The sequence below is a fragment of the Ochrobactrum sp. Q0168 genome (assembly GCF_016427605.1).
Lineage (GTDB): Bacteria > Pseudomonadota > Alphaproteobacteria > Rhizobiales > Rhizobiaceae > Brucella.
This window is the reverse complement of sequence record NZ_JAELXQ010000023.1, coordinates 14,871-35,378: the sequence shown is the minus strand read 5'-3', so window position 1 is coordinate 35,378 and position 20,508 is coordinate 14,871. Positions and strand designations below refer to the sequence as shown.

Sequence of the window (20,508 nt, the reverse complement as noted above, 5' to 3'; positions counted from 1 at the left end):
GTCATGTTGTCGCTGGAATTATTGGTACCGTTCGCTGTCGCGACGCTGACATTTGCTTGTATACCGGGACCCGCAATACTCTATATGACCGCCCAAACCCTTGCACACGGTCGCAATGCCGGTCTGATGGCTGCCCTCGGCGTTCACCTCGGGTGCTATGTGCATATCGTAGCAGCCACGATCGGGCTTGCCTCATTGATAGTGCATGCGCCTGGGGTTTACATGATTATAAGATTTGCAGGTGCCACTTATCTCATCTGGCTGGGGCTTGCCATATTCTTTGATTGGAACAAGGCAAATGATCAAACCCGCAATCCAGCGACGAAGACGTTTCGTGACAGTATTGTGGTTGAGGTTCTCAATCCCAAGACAGCGCTATTCTTCGTGACCTTTCTGCCGCAATTTGTACAACCTGATGCCGAATTCCCGCTCTGGCTCCAGTTTCTGGTTCTGGGCATTGGGGTGAACCTGATTTTCTCGATAGCTGATGTTGCGGCGGTCGCTTTAGCCTCATTCGCTTTTGGGCGGTTCAGCACTGGAGAGCCGAATTGGCTGGTGCCAAAGACTTGCGGTACAATCCTTGTCGGGTTGGGTGCAGCCCTTCTCAGCTATCACTTCTGACGGGGTTGCGTCGCGACACAAGAAGGTCCGGGGCACCCGATATGCGAAATTTTCTGACTGACAGTCTGGAACGAGGATGGTGGTTATTGAGCAATCGCTGTAAGGCAGCAAGTGGCATTGACTCCTCTTCAAAATCAGCTATAAGCACAAATGCAGACTGAAGATTTAAGACCATCTGCAAGGGTGGTCTTATTGCGTCTGGAATCCGGATAAGTCCTCTTGCAGATGTCATAACGACGTTGGGAGGACGCCGTAATGCACGGAAGCAAAATAGCCCTTAGGGGCGTACCGGATATCATTTCCTACATAGATGCGAATGACGGCATTCGAGGCCGCGCCGGTGTCATCTGGTGGCTTGCCCTCGGTGGCCTGTTCCTGGATGCCTTCGCCAATTCGGCGCTGAGTGCAGGCCTTGGGCCGATGACCCGTGATCTGGGATTGGATGCGGCGCAGGTCGCACTGATGACCTCTTTTGCCGCATGGGTGTCCATCGCGTTCAATCCGATCGGTGGCTGGATCGCCGACCGCTGGGGTCGTATGCGCCCGCTCATCTTCGCAAAGCTCATCGCGCTTATCGGCGCAGTGCTGGTGATGACCGCGCATTCCTATGAAGTCATTCTGTTGGGTCGCTTCTTCGTTGGCGCCGCCTACGGCATCGACTTTGCCATCGCCATGGCCGTACTCGCCGAGTTCACGCCTGCGCGCCTGCGCAGCCGTCTCAATACCTGGCAGGGCATCTGGTACACCGCAGTATGTACTAATGTGCTTCTGGCGATGCTGTTCTACAGCTTTGACGTGGGTGACTCGATCTGGCGTTATTCCGTCGCTGCCACCGGTGTCTTTGCCTTTGCCATCATGGTGCTTCAGGCGATGTTCATGGTTGAAAGCCCTATCTGGCTTGCTCGCAAGGAGCGCTTGGAGGAAGCTGCGCGCGCGATGACCCGCATTTATCATCGCGATTTCGTTGCTGCTCGGCCTGAAGATCGCTTGCCGGTTCTCAATCAAGCGCGTCGCGGCATAGCGAATGTCGCGCTGATTTTCCGTGGTATCTATCTGCCGCGCACCATTCTGGCGGCGACTGTTCAGATCGGGCAATCCATCCAGTATTTTGCTGTGGGCTGGTATCTGCCGCTCATCAGTGCGGCGCTGTTCGGCAAAGATTTCCTCTATGCCATGCTGGGCACACTGGTGTTCAACGTATTCGGTATCATCGGCGGCTTTTCTTCGCCGGTTATCGGACGCGTGCTTGGCTTGCGCAAGGCTTCCGCCATTGGCTTCGGTGCAGTTTTCGTCATGCTGGTCATCATGGGCCTCTACCATGACACCATGCCGACCTGGCTCGCGGTGATCGTTCCTTCGCTCTTCATCCTGTTCCACTCTGGTGGTCCGGGCGCAAACGGTAAGAGCTTATCGTCACTCTCGTTCCGTAGCGAATTACGTGCCGGCGCCAACGGCATCATTGGTGCGCTCGGCGCCATGGGAGCGGCCCTTGGCCTGCTGGTTTTCCCGATCTTCCGCGAGAACTACGGCCTTGGCCCGACATTCCTGATCCTGTCGGTGGTTCCACTGATCGCTTGCATCATCTGCTCGATCATCCAGTGGGATCCCACCCGTACCAAGATCAGCCCGGATGACGAGCCAAATGCGCCGCAGTTCGAAGGCGACCGGTAACAACGGAGGATAATGTGAACGGACGCAAACAGGCCATTCTGGCCATTGATGAAGGAACGTCCGGAACCAGGGCCGCGCTTGTCGCGGCCGACGGTTCGGTCTCCGCGGTCAATTATACGACGCTTGCCGTCTCCTCACCACGGCACAATGTGGTGGAACAGGACGCCGATGTTCTTTTGCAGACGACCATCGAAGTGTGCGGCAAGACGATTGCTGCTGCAGGCGATGCGGGCGTGGAGATCGTCGCAATGGCAATCGCCACCCAGCGCGCAACCGGTGTCCTTTGGGATACGCAAACGGGCCGGGCGCTGGTTCCGGCTATGGTCTGGCAGGATTCGCGCTATGCCGAAGAACTGAAACCACTCGGAGCTATCTGGGACGAGAAACTCGTGTCGCTTGCCGGACGACCGGTTGGCGGACGCGCGATCTATCTATGGGCGGCGCGCCACATGCAGGAAACGCCCGCCGTGCGCGAGGCATGGAAGACGAAGCGGCTTGCCTTCGGTACGGTCGACACGTGGTTGCTGTGGAATCTGTCTGAAGAACGCAAGGCCGTCACCACGCCGACGAATGCCACTTCTGCCGGTGCTTATATTCTCGCTGAGAACCGCTACTTTACCGAATGGGTGGAGGCGCAGGATTTTCCGCTGGAACTTTTGCCCGAGCTGAAACAGGATGCCGATGATTTCGGTTATACGCGGCAGGATATTCTGGGTATCCGCGTGCCGATCAAGGCATCATGCGGCGATCAGCTGGGCGGTCTTGTCGGTCTTGGCTGCCACGATGCGGGGCAGGCCATGTGCGTGCATGGTACGGGCAGCTTTGTCGATCTTGTGATCGGAAAGCAGACGCCGAAAAACCCCGGCCTTTATGAAGCAACTTTCACCATGACGGCCTGGCGGAGCGAAAATATCTCGCATTTCGCGGTCGAAACCTACGCCGCTACAACAGGCTCAGCGCTCAACTGGCTCTGCAATGAAATGCGCTGGTTCGACAATGCAAAAGAGATTAGCGAACTGGCTGCAACAGTGCCGTCTTCCGATGGTCTTTTCTTCATGCCGACGCTCACGGGATTGCGCCAGCCGAACATCGTTCCGGATGGCCGCGCATCACTGACCGGGCTTTCGATGGCACACAGCCGGGCGCATCTTGCCCATGCCGTTCTGGAAGGCATCGCCCATTCGGTCGTTTCCTGTGCGGAGGCGAGTGCGGAAGTGGCTGGTGTTCCGGTAAGGGAAGTAGTGGCGGGTGGAGGGCTTTCCTCCAGCGACGCACTGCTTCAGCTTCAGGCTGATCTCAGCGGTGTGCCGGTGCGACGCATGGCGGATCAGGATCGCGCCAGTCTGCGCGGCACCGCGTTTCTGGCAGGCAGTGATGGCTTGCTCTGGAGCGACCTTGCAGACGCGCGCGCGATGCTGCCCGAAGGCAATCTTTTTATCCCCAAGACCAGCGAAGCGGAACGGCAGGACCGCAGAGCGCGGTGGCGCTCCCTTACGGATGAGGAAGTCGCACGCGTTCGATCCGGTCACTATCATTAAACAGGAGTTGAAATGCTGAATCTGCGCTCCCGGCGCGCGGACAAGGATCGCGCCCGGATGATCCGCACCGAACCGTTGCGGCTGAACCGTTCGGAACAGGAAGACCGTCTTGCCACCGAAACCTACGATATTCTGATCGTTGGCGGCGGTGTGACCGGGGCTTACTGCGCCTTCGACGCAAGTCTGCGCGGCTTTCGTGTTGCGCTGGTCGAGAAGGATGATTTTGCATCCGGTACGTCATCAAAATCCTCGAAGATGGTGCATGGCGGCTTGCGTTATATCGAACAGGGCAATCTTGGACTGGTTCGTCATTCCCTGCTGGAGCGCCAGCGCCTACGGCGCAATGCTAGCCATCTGGTGCAGCGTCTGCCTTTCCTATTCCCCATTCTTGAAAGGGATGGTGTGTTCGACGCGCGCTTTGCCAAGGCGTTTGAAGGCTTGCTTTGGACCTATGATCTGGCTGGCGGCTGGCGCGAAGGCATCCTGCATCAGAAGCTGACTGCGGCGGAAGTGCTGGCGCACTGCCCGACCTTCAAGGACGAATATCTGCGCGGCGGCCTCATGTATTTTGATGCCCGCGTTGACGATGCACGCCTTACATTGGCGCTTGCCCGCTCGGCCGGTTTTTATGGGGCGACGGTTCTCAACCACTCGAAAGTGGCCGAAATCACCCGCAGTTCGGGCCGGGTCGATGGCGCTATCGTTCATACCGTCGAGGGCAAGGAAATTCGGGTGCGCGCCAAGACCGTCATCATGGCGACGGGCGTATGGCTGAGGGACTGGATGGGGCTTGGCAAGGATGGCGAAAAGCCGTTGCATGTGCGCCCCGCAAAGGGGGTTCACGTGGCGATCCCCTGGCTGAAAATCCGCAATGACTGCACGGTGACGGTACCCGTGCCGGGCCGCAGCCGCCGGGCGACCATCACACGCTGGGGGAATGTCTCCTACCTTGGCACGACCGATGAGGATTATCAGGGCGATCTCGATGATGTGCATTGCACGCGTCGCGAGCTGGATTTTCTGATCGAGGGCGCGTGCAGCGCGCTCAATATCGATCTGACGCCGGATGATGTCGTCGGCAGCATTGCCGGTTGCCGTCCGCTGGTCGCCGCTTCATCGGGCGGCAGCACCATGGACGTCAAACGCGACCATTCGGTGCATGTTGCGCCTGATGGCCTTGTCACGATTGTGGGCGGCAAGCTGACGACTTCGCGCCATATGGCCGAACAGACGGTGGACGCCGCCGCGAAAGTTCTGGGTGATCGCCGTCGTTGCACCACAAAGAAGGCCTTTCTGCTGGGTGCCGCCGGTTATGACGCGCAGGCAATCGTCGCGTCGGGCGGCATGGAGGCGCATCTGGGCGAACGTTACGGCACGGAATCGCGCTTCGTCAGCGATCTGATGGCCTCTCGTACCGAACTTGCCCAACCGGTGGTGGAAGGGTTGCCCTATACCGGCGGCGAAGTTGTCTACGCGGCCCGGCATGAACTTGCCCGGACGATCGATGACGTGCTGTCGCGTCGTATGCGTGCCCGCCTGATGGCACGCGATGCTTCCGCCCGTGCCGCCGCGAAGGTCGGTGCTTTGCTGGGTGAGGAGCTTGGTCTCCCCCAACCTGAAATCGATCGTCAGGTCGCCGCCTATGTGGCTGCGACTGAAAAAGAAAAATCCATTCTCATAGGAGCGAACTGAATATGATCAGCAAGGAAGCCATCAAGCGCGGTTATAATCGTGGAAATTATGTCGTTGGCGCACCGACCCAGCCGCATTATGCTGGCAGCATCAAGGAAATCGGCACCGAGGCCGATCTGGCTCAGAATGCCGTTGCCGTAGACGCTGTTCTCGTTGAAAAGCTGCGGGGCGTTGCAGACGAAGTTTTAACCGCGCGCGAAGATGTCGTCGTGAACACCCGCGACTGGTGGGCGCGCACCATGGTGGCGGAAACAGGCGGAAAGCCCGCAACGATTGACGGCGTATTCGTCCGCGTTTCGACGGTGGAGCAGGTTCAGGCCGTCATGCGCCTTGCGCATGAAGCAAAAGTTCCGGTTACGGTTTCTGCCGGGCGCTCCAACGTTACGGGCGCGGCGCTCCCGTTGCGCGGCGGTATCGTGCTTGATGTCTGCAATCTCAACCGTTTTGTCAGCTTCGATGCGGATAGCCAGATCGTTGAAGTTGAAGCTGGCATGTTCGGCGACATTTTCGAGGAAATGATCCAGCGTGACTTTGGTATGACCATGGGGCATTGGCCGTCTTCGTTCGGTATCAGCACCGTCGGCGGCTGGATCGCCTGCCGCGGAGCGGGTCAGCTTTCGACGCGCTATGGCAAGATCGAGGATATGGTCTACGGCATGGAAGTCGTGCTGGCGGATGGTTCGCTGGTAACGGTTGGAAACTATGCCCGCGCAGCTATCGGTCCCGATCTGCAGCAGATCTTCATCGGTTCGGAAGGCACGCTCGGCATCATCGTTAAGGCGCGCTTTAAACTGCACCGTCTGCCGGATTATGCCCGCGCGATTGCCTATGGTTTCAAGAGCTTCGGCATCGGTCTGGAAGCCTGCCGCCGCATTATGCAGGGCGGTGCCAATCCGGCAGCGCTGCGTCTCTACGACGAGCTGGAAAGCGGTGTGCAGTTTGGCCTGCCGGAAAGCAACGTGCTTTTGATCGCCGATGAAGGCGCGCAGGAAATGGTCGATGCCGTGATGGCGATCAGTGAGAAGGTTTGCGCCGAACTCGGTGACAAGCTTGATGGTGACACGATCTTCGAGAAATGGCTCGATACGCGCTATCTGACCGGCAAGAGCGCCGAAGGCTTCAAACGCAGCCCGGGCTTTGTTGCCGATACGCTGGAAATGACGGGATGCTGGCGCGACCTGCCTGCGATTTACGATGAAGTCGTGGCTGCCATCAATGCCGTGCCGGGCACGCTGGCCGGTTCGGCGCACCAGTCGCATGCCTATGTTGACGGCGCCTGCCTTTATTTCTCGCTGCGTGGCGATGTAGAAGTCGAAAAGCGCGCCGAATGGTATCGTGCTGCTTGGGATGCTGCCAATGCCGTTCTAATCAAGTATGGTGCAGCCTTGAGCCATCACCACGGCGTCGGACTTCTCCGCGCGCCTTACATGAAGGACGCTCTGGGTTCTGCGTTTCCTCTCCTTGAAACGGTCAAGAAGGCGCTCGACCCGGACAATCTGCTTAACCCCGGCAAGCTCGGACTTTCGCTCGACATGCCAAGAGACGGAAAATGACGGAATGACATTGGACAGAACGATCGGCGAGCGGCTTTTGCGGGCGCCAGTCATGGCAACGCTCTACGGCGTGGATAATCTTCAGGCTTTCTTGGACAGCAAGGCGGAAGTGGGCATCGTCGCCAACATTGCCCTGCGCCATGTGGCTGAAGTGCTCAATGCGCTGAAGAAAAGCAATAAGCTGATCGTTCTGAACATCGACAGTTGCGAAGGCCTGTCGCAGGACAAGGGAGCTATCGAATTCCTTGCCGAGATTGGCATTTCGGTTCTGCTGTCGACCCGTGTTCCAACAATCCAGAAGGCCGCGCAATGCGGCCTTCTGACCATGCAGAAGGTTTTTGTGACCGACCGGTCCACCTGGCCTCGCAGCCTGAAGGCGATTTCGCAAAGTGCACCCAATCTGGTGCAGATTATGCCATCCCCGATGCTTGGCTACCTGTCTGCCGAGGACAAGCGCCGTCTGCCGCCTGTCGTGGCCTCTGGCTTCATCTGCAATGAGGCTGACGTTGCTACGGCCATGAAACAGGGTGCCATTGCCGTTTCTTCAAGCAATAAATCCCTTTGGGACTATAGGCGCAAGCCATAATGAATGAATGGATTGATTGACTGAGAGCATTGAGGCGGGAGTTTCAGTGCTGTCGGTGCCGCTTGTGTCGTCTTATATTCGATAAACATTCCACCATCATTCTATTCTCTTTGATAGTTCTGTCACATATTCCAATACGCTTGTCAGTCCCAAACTCAGCGCCAGCAATAACATGGATGACTTTGCCAGCGTAGGACCACCTATTTCTGGTCGATCGTTCTCGGATGGGCATGAAATATATTTCATTATGTGAATTATATTGACACAATAAATTTCTTCCGATTATCTGCGTGTACCGGATTTCGAGGAGGAGGTTCGGTCTTCATGGTTCATCAGCCGCTCGACAGGGCGACTTCGGATATTGGGAGGGGCTTCGGCTCCAAGGAGGGAACTTGCGCAATTTTCTAAGCACGTCCGCAGCGGCGATCCTTGCAACCACATTGTTCGCTGGCGTGGCTAGCGCGGAAACGGAGAACCCGTTTCGCTGCAAGCCCGGCGAAAAATATGTCATGAACGTCATGGTTTCGGGCGTCGAATACTGGTTCCCGGTTTACGAGATGTTCAAACAAGCTGGCCAACAGTTCGGTTGCGAGACAGCCTATACCGGCACGCCCGAATATGACGTCAATAAACAGATCGCTACCTTCGATCAGGCACTGGCACAGAACCCGGCGGGCATTCTTGTCCATCCGATGAACTCGGATCCGTTCGTTGAGCCGATCAACCGCGCGATTGATCAGGGCACCGCCGTCGTCACTTTCGCTGCTGACTCACCACTCTCGAAACGTATTTCATTTATCACTTCGGACAATACCCGCGAAGGCACCTATGCCGCCGACGCGATTGCAAAGAAGATGGGCGGAAAGGGCGAATATGCCGTTCTCGAAAATCCGGGTCAGGACAACCATGACAAGCGCATAGCGGCTTTCATCGCCCGGATGGAGGAAAAATATCCGGATATGAAGCTCGTCGGTCGCGCAGCTTCCAACCAGGACCCCAACAAGGCCTATCAGGGGCTTATGAGTCTGGTTCAGGCGCACCCCAATCTCGGCGCCGTTTTCATGCCGGAAGCCAACTCGGCGATCGGTGCCTCCCAGGCCAATCAGGAGAGCGGCGGCAAGATTCTCGTCATGTGTGCCGACGTGAATGCCAACATCCTCGATATGATCAAGGCTGGACAAGTGTTCGGCTCCATCAACCCTAATCAGGGCATGCAAGGCTATATGGGCTTTATGATGCTGTGGCTGGCCAAGCATCCTGAACTCATTGATCCGATGAACGACTCCAAGCGTTCCGGCTTCAATCCGATGAGCATTCCATTCGTGGACAACGGGTTGTCGATTGTGACCGCGGAGAATGCGGACGACTTTTATTGGGACAAGTACCTGAAACGGCGGGGAACCAAGGGGATCGACGAGTAACCTTTGTGTCGGCCATCCGGGGTGATTAAGTCCCGTATGGCTACCGCAAGCTTGGGGAGGAGCAAGTCATGGTGTCTGCGCCCGTTCTGGAAATCCGCAACGTAAGCAAACATTTCGGTGCGGTGAAAGCGTTAACGGATGTGAACTTCAGCCTCGCGAAGGGCGAAGTTCATGCACTCTGCGGCGAAAATGGCGCGGGGAAATCGACGCTCATGAACATCATCGCCGGTGTGGTGCAGCCGACTGAAGGCGAAATCAGCGTAGAGGGTTCGCCGGTCCGGGTAACGTCGCCCACCATTGCGCAGGCTCTTGGGCTTGGTCTTGTCCATCAGGAAATTGCGCTCTGCCCCGATGTGACTGTGGCGGAAAATATGTTCATGGCGGCAACAGACCGCCGCCGTTCGCCCTTCATGAACTACGACGATTTACAGCGGAACGCGCAGGCGGTGATGGACAGGCTGGCGCCGATTGATGTGCGCCGCAAGGTCTCTGAACTGTCGATCTCCAACCAGCAACTGGTCGAAATTGCCAAAGCGTTGACGCTCGATTGCAAAGTTCTGATCTTCGATGAACCAACGGCGGCGCTGACGGAAGCCGAGACAAAGGTTTTGTTCGATATTATCCGAAATCTGAAATCACAGGGAATATCGATCATCTATATCAGCCACCGCATGGCCGAAATCTTCAGCCTGTGCGATCGGGTCACCGTGCTGCGCGATGGACGCTATGTTTCGACAGAGAACGTCGCGGACCTGACGCCGGATGATATCGTGCGTCGTATGGTCGGTCGCGAGATTACACAGCTCTATCCTGAAAAACAGGCTTTGGAAGAGCGGACGGAAGAAACCATTCTGAGTGTTCGTGGACTTGGGGACAACAGCCGTTTCAAGGACGTCAGTTTCGACTTACGACAAGGCGAAATTCTGGGTGTTGGTGGGCTGATTGGATCAGGACGTACCGAAATCGCCGAAGGCATCTGCGGATTGCGCCCTGTTCAGGAGGGCGAGGTGTTTCTTTATGGGCAGAAGCTTCGGGCGAAGTCCTATGCCGACGCTGTGCAGGCGGGTGTCGTTTATCTTTCGGAAGACCGGAAGGGTTCCGGGGTCTTTCTCGATCTTTCTATTGCCCAAAACATTGCTGTCCTGGACCTGAAATCGCTGACCGGACCGCTGGGTCTATTGAACTCCAAGGCTGAAGCCGAACGCGCACAAGAACTCACCCGACGGCTCGGCGTGCGAATGGGCGGGATCGGCATGCCTGTCTCGTCCCTTTCGGGCGGCAATCAGCAGAAGGTGGCGATAGCCAAGCAACTGGCGGTCAATCCGAAGGTCATCGTGATGGACGAACCGACGCGAGGCATCGATGTTGGTGCGAAATCGGAAATCCACCGCCTGCTGCGTGATCTCGCGCGCTCAGGAATTGGCATCATTGTGATTTCATCGGAACTCCCGGAGCTTCTCGGCCTTTGCGACAGGGTGCTGGTCATCCGGGAGGGCAGGGTTATGGGTGAAGTCGAGGGCGAAGCGATGACGGAAGAAGCGATCATGCGGCTTGCGTCGGGCGTTGATGGACACAAGCATTCGAAGGCATCACAGCATGTCGCATGAACAGGAAACAGGGGTGGGGAAGACGGTCATGACGAGCGCAACAGTGACTACAACCTATGGAAAAGGCGCCTCAGGCTGGAAACGGCTGGGTACGATGCGTGAAGCGGGGCTGATTGCGATCATTCTGGTGCTCTGCATTGCCATGAGCTTCGCTTCGCCGCACTTCCTGACACTCGGTAATTTCCGGGCCATGCTGATGTCGTTTTCGGTAGAAGGCATTGTCGTTGTCGGTATGACGATCTTGTTGATCGTCGGCGGCATCGACCTGTCGGTGGGTTCGGTCGTCTGCTTCTCGATGGTTCTTTCGGGGACATTGTTTCTGATGGGGCTCGATCCCTGGAGCGCATCGCTGATCGGCATTATCGCCAGTGGATTGATCGGCTGTGTCATGGGTTTCTTCGTTACGGTCGTGGGCTTGAACCATTTCATCACATCGCTGGCAGCGATGGTGATCGTACGCGGTGTCTGCCTGATCATAACCAAGGGCACCCCACTGTCGCTCTTCACATTGCCGCCGTCGTTCAAGGCGATTGGGCAGGGAACGTTTCAGGGGGTCCCGATTGTCATCCTGATCTTCGTCTTCGTGGTCGTGCTATTCGATTTCCTGCTGCGTCGTGCAACGGCCTTCCGCAAGGTTTTCTACACTGGCAGCAACGAGAAGGCGGCACTCTATTCCGGCATCAAGACCAATCAGGTGAAATTCTGGGTGACAGTACTTTGCGCCACGCTGTCGGGTGTGGCAGGCGTTATCTACATGTCCCGCTTCGGTGCTGCGACCCCCACCTTCGGTGTTGGTATGGAGCTCAACATCATCGCCGCTGCCGTGATCGGGGGCGCGTCGTTGAGTGGGGGCTCAGGCACGATCCTGGGGGCGATTCTCGGTATTGCCCTGCTTTCGGTGGTAACAAGTTCGCTGATCTTGCTAAACGTCTCGGTCTATTGGCAAGACATGATCAAGGGTTGCATTCTGCTTGCGGCCGTATCGATTGACCATTTCCTTCATAAGCGGAAGGCTGCCTGACATGCCGATTGCCAAACGGAAACCCGCTAACGCGCCGCGCGAGGAAATTGTCGTCGCAAGGCAGATGCATCAGGCCCTGGTCCTGCATTTTCTCGAAGGATTGACACAGGCGCAGATTGCCGACCAGCTTGGCATCTCTCATGCGACGGTGAACCGCCTCATCAAGCGTGGTCGCCAGCTCGGCCTCGTCGAAATCAAGATCAAATCGCCCGTCGAACCACTGGTCGATATGGAAGAACAGCTTCTGGCGCTCGGCGGTATCGGTCGCGCCGTGATCGTGCCGACCGTGTCTGACAACCCGCAAACAGCCCTTCAGGCTGTCGGCGAAGCGGCAGCCCGCTTGCTGCTTGAGGAGATTACCGACGGAGATACGATTTGCATCACCGGTGGGAAGGGCGTCAGTGCCGTGGTGGCCGGGCTTCAGGCGCAGCGACCCTTCGCTGTGGAGGTGATCCCGGCGACCGGCTGCGTCCAAGGCAAACATTATACCGACGTCAATCACGTCTCGACACTGATGGCGGACCGCCTGGGCGGTCACTCCTATCAAATCCATGCGCCGCTTTTTGCCGATAGTGCGACCGAGCGTGACATGCTGATGAATATGCGCTCCGTCGCCGACGTATTCGAACGAGCGCGCGAGGCCAAGATCGCAGTGGTCGGCATCGGTTCGATCCTGACAGATGATTCAAGCTATTACGACCTGCACCCATCTTCCAGCACGGATCGCGCTGCAATCGAGCGCTCCGGCGCGGCCTGCGAACTTCTTGCGCATCTGCTCGATGACCGGGGACAGGTTTGCGACTACAGCCTCAACCGTTCGCTAGTGTCGCTGACGCTAACTGAATTCGCTTCGATCCCGACCAAGATCGGTGTGGCGAGCGGGCCGAACAAGGCAGCGCCGATCCTCAGCGTGCTGCGCGGCAACCATCTGGATACGCTGGTGACTGACGAGGCCACGGGTGCCCGGGTACTCGAACTGGCGAATGGCGAGGGGAAATGGATATGAGCGGACAACAGTTGATAAGAGAGATCGGCAAGTCCGGCGTCTCCGCTTCCGCGGTCGGACTGGGGACCTGGGCGATCGGCGGCTGGATGTGGGGCGGCACCGACGAAAAAGAGTCTATCGCTGCGATACAGGCTTCACTTGACGCTGGTGTCACACTGATTGACACCGCGCCTGCCTACGGCCTTGGGCGCTCCGAACAGATTGTCGGCAAGGCATTGGCCGGACGCCGCGAGAAGGCTGTGATAGCCACCAAATGCGGCCTTGTCTGGCATACGCGAAAGGGGCGGCACTTTTTCGATCAGGACGGCAAGCCGGTACATCGATACCTCGGTCGCGATGCAATCCAGCACGAGGTTGAAGAAAGCCTGAGAAGGCTTGGGACCGACTATATCGACCTCTACATCACCCATTGGCAGGATCCGACGACACCGGTTGAGGAGACCATGCGGGCGCTGGAGGATCTTCGAATCTCCGGCAAGATCCGGGCGATTGGAGCAAGCAATGTCAGCCTCCATGATCTTGAAGCCTATATTGCGATTGGGGGTCTCGACGCCATTCAAGAACGATACAGCATGATTGATCGTGAAATCGAGGCAGACCTTCTGCCGCTGACCCGGGACAAAGGCATCGCGACATTGAGCTATTCATCGTTGGCGCTGGGGCTCTTGTCCGGCACCATAGATCCTGACCGGGTGTTTTCCGGCGACGACCAGCGCAAGGACAATCCGCGCTTCTCCGTCGGCAATCGACAGAAGGCGACGGCGTTTGCCGAAACGATCCGACCGGTTGCTGAAAAGCACAGTGCCAGTATCGCTCAAACGGTGATCGCCTGGACGCTTGCGCAGCCCGGTGTGACCTTTGCGCTCTGTGGAGCGCGTAACCCGGCACAGGCAATTGACAATGCGCGGGCTGGAACAATCCGGCTGGACGCTGCCGATCTTGCCGCCATCGATACGGCCATAGCGGTGAAACTGACTGACATGGACAGGTAACGGATCGCCATCATGAAGCGTGAAGAGATATTGGACGGGATCCGCCAGATCCCGAAGGTGGACGTGTGTGTTGTTGGCGGCGGCATCAACGGCATCAGCGTCTTCCGGGAACTCGCGTTGCAAGGGCTGAATGTGTTGCTGGTGGAGAAGCACGACTATTGCTCAGGCGCCAGTTCGGCCCTGTCACGCATGGTCCATGGCGGGCTTCGCTATCTGGAAAATGGTGAGTTCAAGCTTGTGAAGGAATCCCTGGCCGAGCGTGATCGTCTGCTGCGCAATGCGCCGCATTATGTTGCGCCGCTGCCGACGACAGTACCAGTGTTCGATATCTTCTCCGGTCTTGGCAACGGCATTGTCCGATTCCTGGGGTTAAGCCGACGGCCCAGTCGCCGCGGCGCCCTCGCAATCAAAGCAGGTCTCAGCATCTATGATTTCCTGACGCGAAAGCGGGCGCTGATGCCGCGCCACCAGTTTCGCGGTCGTCGCACGACGCTCAAAAAATGGCCCGCGCTCAACCGCAATATCAAAAGTTCCGCGACCTATTTTGACGCCTGGGTGAGCCATCCAGAGCGATTGGGGATCGAACTGTTGAAGGACGGTCTGGAGGCGGGCGGTCATGTATGGGCGCTGAATTACGCAGACCTGCGCCACAAGGAGAATGGGCATTATTACGTCTTTGACAAGCTTAGCGGCACCTCTGTTACCGTCGATCCGGCGTTGATCATCAACGCCACCGGCGGTTGGATCGACATCGCCAATAAAGCACTTTTTCCACCGCGAGCGCGCCCGGCGCCACTGATGGGTGGCACCAAGGGCTCGCATCTGATCATCGACAATGCGGAACTACGTGACGCACTTGCCGATCACATGCTCTATTACGAAAACGAGGACGGACGAATCTGCATCCTTTTTCCCTATCTCGGCAAGGTCCTTGTCGGCTCCACGGATATCCGCGTGGACAATCCCGAAGCGGTGCGTTGTGAGACGGATGAGCGGGACTATATCCTGCAATCACTCGCCTTCGTGTTGCCAGACATCAAGGTCAAACCCGACGAGATTGTCTTCCAGTTTTCCGGCGTAAGGCCACTGCCCACCAGCAATGACAGCTTTACCGGACGCATTCCACGGGACCATTTCTGTACGGTCATCGAACAGGGTGACGACGGCCCTCCGGTGCTGTGCATGATCGGTGGGAAATGGACGACATTCCGCTCCTTCGGCGAAATGGCGGCGGACATGGTGCTGGGAAAGCTTAGTCGGCAACGGCTTGTTTCCACAACTGATCGCGCAATCGGCGGCGGTCGCGCATTTCCCGCCAATACGCCGGTTTGGTTGGCTGGGCTGGCGACAGCCAGGCGTATGTCCGGGGTGCGTATGGCTCAATTGTTCGAGCGTTATGGCACGCACGCCGATACAGTCGCCGAATTCATCATCGCAGGACCGGAAAGGCCACTGCCACACCCCGGTTATTCCGAGCGTGAAATCCTGTTCCTGATCCGCGACGAGGCGGTCGAACATCTCGATGATCTGCTTTTGCGACGAACGACGCTAGCCGTTTCGGGTGAGCTTTCGCTCGACATGATGGATGCTGTTCTCGACCTGCTTTCGCAGGAAAAGCGCTGGACCACCACACAGCGTGCCATTGAGCGCGCACGTTTTCTCAACCTTCTCAGTGAGCGCCACGGCGTTAGCGAAATCATGCTTTCCGCAAGGAACGAACAAAGGAGTAAAGAATGCGACACAATAGCAAAGTCCGGATGAACAGGCTGTTTGGCGGCGGGCGCTGCCTTGACGTAGCTATCGATCACGGGGTCTGCAACGAGCCGTCCTTTTTGGATGGGCTGGAAGATATTCAGTCTGTCGTCAAGGCGTTGGTCGAGGCGGCACCGGATGCGATCCAGATGAACTACGGCCAGTCAGACCTTCTGCAGGAGATTCCGGGGAAGGACAAACCGGCTTTGGTCATGCGTATCGATATGGGCAACCCCTATAATCGCATCCGCCACCGTGACATGTGGGCGGTGTTGCAGAACGAGGCAGAGCCGTTGATCGGTGCAATCGAGATGGATGCGGCTTGCGTCGTCGTCAACCTCTTCATGCTGCCGGACGAGCCTGAGTTGTTCCGTCAATGCGTGCAGAACATTTCCCGCGTGCGAGCCGATTGCGACAAATACGGAATGCCGCTTATGATCGAGCCATTGGTCATGCAGCCGGTCACCGAAAAGGGCGGCTATATGGTTGACGGTGATGCCGAAAAAATTGTGACACTGACGCGGCTTGCGCGCGAAATGGGCGCGGATATCATCAAGGCGGACCCGACGAACAATGTGGAAGATTTCCACCGCGTGGTCGAAGCCGCACGATGCCCGGTTCTGGTGCGCGGTGGCGGCAAGGAAGATCTTCGCGCAGTGTTCGAAAAATCTGCGAACCTGATGCGGCAAGGTGCGTTGGGCATGGTCTATGGGCGCAACATTTATCAGCATGCTAATCCCAATGCGGTGGTGCGAGGGTTGATGGCCATTATCCATGGGAACGCGAGCGGGGAAGAGGCTTTCGAACTTTATCTGAAGGGCTAAAGCAGAGATTTCGGACCTTGGGAGGGGTTCTGTATGGGAGAATATCTTTTAGGACTCGACGCTGGAAACACCGTTATCAAGGCGGTGATCTTCGACCGAACAGGTAATGAAATTGCGACTGCTTCCGAGGAGGGAAGCAGCCGCATGCCATGCCCGGGCCATGTAGAGCGTGGTCTGGATGAGCTATGGACGAACGCGCAGCACGTGATCCGAAACTGCATAAAGCGTGCAGGGATATCGTCGGCTGAAATTATCGCAATCGGTTGCGCAGGCCATGGCAACGGACTTTATGCGCTGGACCGGGACGGCGCGCCGCTCATCGGCATCCAGTCGATCGATACGCGTGCGACTGGGCTGGTCGAGCAATGGGCGGCTCAGGGTGTGGGCGAGCGCACCCAGCCGATCGCGCGCCAGCGGCCCTGGCCATCGCAGACGCCAACCCTGCTCGCATGGTTGAAACGAAACCGACCGGAGCTTTTCAGCAATATTGGCACGGTGTTTTTCTCGAAGGATTTTGTCGTCAATCGCCTGACCGGCCAACGCGTCAGCGAGGTTTCGGACATGTCCGGCGCGGGTCTGCTCGATCTGGCGACGCGCCGCTATGATAAGACGCTGATGGAAGCCTATGGCCTTGAGGACTGTATAGATCTCCTTCCTCCGCTGATCGAAAGCGCTGATATCGCGGGTACTGTCACGCAAGAAGTTGCGGCGCAGACGGGGCTCGCCGCGGGAACCCCGGTCGTCGGCGGTTTATTCGACGTTGCCGCTTCGGCGCTCGGCTCGGGCGTTTCGCGCACCGGGAGCGCGTCCATCATCGCAGGCACCTGGAGCATCAATCAGGTCATTATCGACGGTCCGGACCTCAACGAACCGGTATTCATGTCTTCGACATTTGATCGCAGCCGCTACCTGGCGATGGAGAACAGCGCCACTTCAGCTGCCAATCTGGAATGGCTGGTCAAGGAGTTTTTCGAGGGAGAGAATGCGGAAGGTGGTTCACCCTTTGATGCGTGCTGCGCATTGGCTGGGGCGGTGACGCCGACGACGGACGATCCGCTTTATCATCCTTATCTCTATGGCGCTCAGCAAGATGGTCACGCCCGCGCTGGTTTCTACGGTATCGCGGGCTGGCACACCAAAGGGCATCTTGTTCGCGCTCTTCTCGAAGGCGTCGCTTTTGGTCATCGTAAGCATGTGGAAAGAATCCGCAGTGCTGGTGCTGTGTTCAACGAAGCTGTGCTTTCAGGCGGTGGGTCGCGCAGTTTGATCTGGCCGCAGATATTTGCGGACGTACTCGGCCTTCCTGTATCTGTCAGCCGTTCGCGTGAAACTGGCGCGCTCGGAGCGGCGATTGCCGCTGGAACCGGTGTTGGGCTTTTTACCGATTTCTGCGAAGGCGCTGCCGCCATGGTCAAGACCGAGCGGCAGTATCATCCAAACGCTTCGCTCAATGCACATTATGCCCGGCGCTATGCCCTTTTTAACGATATTGGGCAGGCGATGGGGCCGCTCTGGCGGCGTTTGACGGCGGTGCAAGCTGTTACCGATGGAGTGGCGGCATAAGTGCAAGTTAATTCTCATTGGAAAAAGCCAGCTGAGGTAATGGCACGCTTTAGACCGTGCCATTCTCAAGGTTTCAATCAATTTCAGATGTTTTGGGATGAGTGCGAGCCGGTGGTTGAAGGGAATTCAGCTTACGCACAGTCGGCGACTGATTGACAAAACGAGATAATGACATCATGATGTCATTATGAAGATAGAGACGCACTCCGTTCCCCTTTACGCCCGGGTCGAAGCCAGTTTGGCCTCAGAAATAGCTTCCGCTGTACTGCCTTCCGGCTCACAGCTCCCCACGGAAGACGATTTGACGGAAAGGTTTGGTGTCAGCCGGACGACCGTTCGGAAAGCCGTTGAAAACTTGGTTGCGCGTGGGCTGCTCGAGATTCGGCGCGGAAAGGGAACTTTCGTTACCGAGCCGAAGATTAGGCAGGAATTGACCGAATTGAGCGGATTTGTGGAGGATATGGTCGCGCTGGGTCGCAATCCGACTGCAAAGCTTCTCGACAAGCGGCTCGTCCCCGCCAGCGATACGGTCGCCAGACACTTGGATCTTCCACTCGGTGCGCAGGTCTATCGCATAGAGCGGGTGCGCTTGGCCGATGGTATCGCTATGTCATTCGACGAAACCTATTTGCCTTTGGATATTGGTGAAAAGATCGTGGGTAACGATCTGGAAGCAGAACCGATCTTTTCCTTGCTTGAAAACAAATACGATCTGCCGCTTATCGAAGCGGAATACCAGCTTGAGGCCACCACCGCGGATGATCGTATCGCACAGGCGCTTGGTATAGCACCTGCAAGTCCGATATTTCTGATCGAGCGAACTTCTTATTGTGAAGGGCCAAAGCCGATTGACTATGAGAAGCTCTACTATCGGGGCGATCTCATCAAGTTTGGTACGCGTTTGTCCCGCCGTTCAAGGCAGTCCCGGTGACAAACGCATTTGATGTAGGAGCATTCAGCGAATTATGGCTGTTCGTTGCCGCTTTCGGAGCAAGCGCACTCGGCGGCGTGCTGGGCATGGCAAGCGGTATCTTCATCGTTCCGATCCTCACCTTTATGTTCGGGATCGATATCCACGCGGCGATCGCTACCAGTTTGGTGTCCGTGATCGCTTGTTCCTGCAGTGGTGCGGCACCTTTGCTTAAAAGTCGGCTGACGAACATCAGACTTGCCATCGTTCTTGAGATGGCAACGACATTGGGTGCGCTCACAGGGGTACTTCTGATCGGGATTGTTCCAACCGCCTATCTTTACCTGCTGTTTGCCGCGATCCTTACCGCATCGGCGCATCAAATGCTCGCACGCCGACGTGAAGCGGCACCTACAGCAATACCTGCCTCGAGAGACTGGGCGACGATACTGCAGCTGCATTCGACGGTTCCTGATGCAACGGGTCATGCGGCTACGCCGTATTACGTGGGGTCGGTGCCGCTCGGCCTGTCACTCATGTATGGGGCAGGTGTCGTTTCGGCACTGCTGGGGATCGGCAGCGGCGTTCTGAAAATCCCGGCGATGGATACCGCACTTCGACTTCCGCTCAAGGTTTCTTCAGCAACATCAAACTTCATGATCGGGGTAACTGCTGCTGCGAGTGCTGGTGCCTACTTCGTGCGTGGTGATATAGATTCCGTCATCGCCGGTCCTGTCGCGCTTGGCTCCGTCGTTGGCTCAATTGCGGGTGCCCGAATGCTGGTGGGTTTACCCAGCGACAAGCTTCGCATCTTTTTTGTAACCATACTTGTGCTGCTTGCTGTCGTGATGGCGATGAGCGGTTTCAATTTGTACCTCAAAGCGTGATCGGAACAGCCGACGTGAGAGAATGCAATAAGTCGACCGATAGGCTGGAACAGGCGATTGCAAGAATGTTCCGCTATGGCACGGTGCTCGCTTCATTCCTTATTGCCATGGGATTGATCGCCCAGTGGTTGTACCCATTGAACAACGCAGCTGAGAGTCTCGGTGGACGCAATTTGATAAAAGGCGGCGTTGTACTGTTCATTTTTCTGCCTGTCATGCGCGTGGCTTTTATGCTCATCCAGTTCGCCAAGATGCGGGACATGGTCTATGCAGCGATATCGGGCGTTGTCCTTGTAATAATTGGTGTAGGCTTTGTAGTGGGATTGTGAGGGCTAACGCTCGGCGGGAAATATAGACACCGGCCAAGAACTGTTGTTTTTCAAACCCAACGGAGGCCACCGGTTCTTTGATTGCCCGTTTTGCGCCGCGGTTGCCATTCGCTGATCTGATCTAAGTGGACCGCAGCTTTTAAAGCGTTTCGGTGTCCGGCTACTGATGTTTTTGTCCTATGTTTGGAGCCCGCTGATTGCGACGGCTTATAAAAGCAGCGACGGCATCAATCTTCCGCGAACTCGTTCGGCTATCTCACCCTCCAAATGAAATCGGCGTCGCTTCCACTCACCACCCTTTCTAAAGTTCCGCTTGGCTGAAAAACATTGCTGTTGCGCTTTGCATTTCTGTATGCAAGTATCCTCGCACACAGTCAGGAGGGCGGGCCGTTGACTTTTTTGGTGGAATTGAATGTCGAGCCGCAGGCACAACCGGGCATTGCGTTTCTGAATTTTACTGAATTGGTTGCAACCGAAAATCAGCCCGGCAGGGCTCAGAGAAGACCTTCCAAGGCGATCTAAGACCGTTCGGACC

General features: G+C 56.9%; 17 protein-coding genes. All 17 read left to right on the top strand.

All coding sequences use genetic code 11. The features are described 5' to 3' along the window. Positions 1–3 precede the first annotated feature (3 nt). The gene (locus tag JAU75_RS22350) at positions 4–621 is read left to right on the top strand and encodes a LysE family translocator (protein WP_199058695.1); all 618 of its coding nucleotides are present in this window, start codon (positions 4–6) and stop codon (positions 619–621) included. Between the two features lie 255 nt (positions 622–876). Beyond that, complete coding sequence (locus tag JAU75_RS22345) at positions 877–2,292, top strand: MFS transporter (RefSeq protein WP_199058694.1); 1,416 nt, start codon at positions 877–879, stop codon at positions 2,290–2,292. Positions 2,293–2,306: 14 nt separating this feature from the next. Beyond that, positions 2,307–3,830, top strand: a complete 1,524-nt coding sequence (locus tag JAU75_RS22340) for an FGGY family carbohydrate kinase (protein ID WP_199058693.1) — start codon at positions 2,307–2,309, stop codon at positions 3,828–3,830. Positions 3,831–3,842: 12 nt separating this feature from the next. Then, a complete protein-coding gene (locus JAU75_RS22335) occupies positions 3,843–5,522 on the top strand; it encodes a glycerol-3-phosphate dehydrogenase/oxidase (protein WP_199058692.1) in 1,680 nt (559 codons plus the stop codon). Between the two features lie 2 nt (positions 5,523–5,524). Next, complete coding sequence (locus JAU75_RS22330) at positions 5,525–7,075, top strand: FAD-binding oxidoreductase (protein WP_199058691.1); 1,551 nt, start codon at positions 5,525–5,527, stop codon at positions 7,073–7,075. Between the two features lie 4 nt (positions 7,076–7,079). Then, on the top strand, positions 7,080–7,661 hold the full coding sequence (locus JAU75_RS22325) for a glycerol-3-phosphate responsive antiterminator (protein WP_199058690.1): 582 nt from the start codon (positions 7,080–7,082) through the stop codon (positions 7,659–7,661). Between the two features lie 392 nt (positions 7,662–8,053). Further along, positions 8,054–9,082 (top strand): substrate-binding domain-containing protein, encoded by a 1,029-nt coding sequence (locus JAU75_RS22320; protein ID WP_199058689.1) that lies wholly within the window; start codon positions 8,054–8,056, stop codon positions 9,080–9,082. Between the two features lie 68 nt (positions 9,083–9,150). Then, entirely contained in the window at positions 9,151–10,689 is a 1,539-nt protein-coding gene (locus tag JAU75_RS22315) for a sugar ABC transporter ATP-binding protein (protein WP_199058688.1), read from the top strand. Positions 10,690–10,717: 28 nt separating this feature from the next. After that, positions 10,718–11,710, top strand: a complete 993-nt coding sequence (locus JAU75_RS22310) for an ABC transporter permease (protein ID WP_199058687.1) — start codon at positions 10,718–10,720, stop codon at positions 11,708–11,710. A gap of 1 nt (position 11,711) precedes the next feature. Beyond that, entirely contained in the window at positions 11,712–12,716 is a 1,005-nt protein-coding gene (locus JAU75_RS22305; protein ID WP_199058686.1) for a sugar-binding transcriptional regulator, read from the top strand. Beyond that, on the top strand, positions 12,713–13,708 hold the full coding sequence (locus JAU75_RS22300; protein ID WP_199058685.1) for an aldo/keto reductase: 996 nt from the start codon (positions 12,713–12,715) through the stop codon (positions 13,706–13,708). The genes JAU75_RS22305 and JAU75_RS22300 overlap by 4 nt, the downstream gene beginning before the upstream one ends. A gap of 12 nt (positions 13,709–13,720) precedes the next feature. Further along, the gene (locus tag JAU75_RS22295; RefSeq protein ID WP_199058684.1) at positions 13,721–15,469 is read left to right on the top strand and encodes a glycerol-3-phosphate dehydrogenase/oxidase; all 1,749 of its coding nucleotides are present in this window, start codon (positions 13,721–13,723) and stop codon (positions 15,467–15,469) included. Then, a complete protein-coding gene (locus JAU75_RS22290; protein ID WP_247880587.1) occupies positions 15,442–16,284 on the top strand; it encodes a class I fructose-bisphosphate aldolase in 843 nt (280 codons plus the stop codon). The genes JAU75_RS22295 and JAU75_RS22290 overlap by 28 nt, the downstream gene beginning before the upstream one ends. A 33-nt stretch (positions 16,285–16,317) precedes the next feature. After that, positions 16,318–17,847, top strand: a complete 1,530-nt coding sequence (locus tag JAU75_RS22285; protein ID WP_199058683.1) for an FGGY-family carbohydrate kinase — start codon at positions 16,318–16,320, stop codon at positions 17,845–17,847. 187 nt (positions 17,848–18,034) lie between these two features. Continuing rightward, positions 18,035–18,778: a GntR family transcriptional regulator gene (locus JAU75_RS22280; protein ID WP_199058682.1), complete on the top strand. Its 744-nt coding sequence runs from the start codon at positions 18,035–18,037 to the stop codon at positions 18,776–18,778. Further along, complete coding sequence (locus JAU75_RS22275; RefSeq protein WP_199058681.1) at positions 18,775–19,644, top strand: sulfite exporter TauE/SafE family protein; 870 nt, start codon at positions 18,775–18,777, stop codon at positions 19,642–19,644. Before JAU75_RS22280 ends, JAU75_RS22275 begins: the two co-directional genes overlap by 4 nt. A gap of 65 nt (positions 19,645–19,709) precedes the next feature. Continuing rightward, positions 19,710–19,973 (top strand): DUF1634 domain-containing protein, encoded by a 264-nt coding sequence (locus tag JAU75_RS22270; RefSeq protein ID WP_199058680.1) that lies wholly within the window; start codon positions 19,710–19,712, stop codon positions 19,971–19,973. Positions 19,974–20,508: the final 535 nt, after the last annotated feature.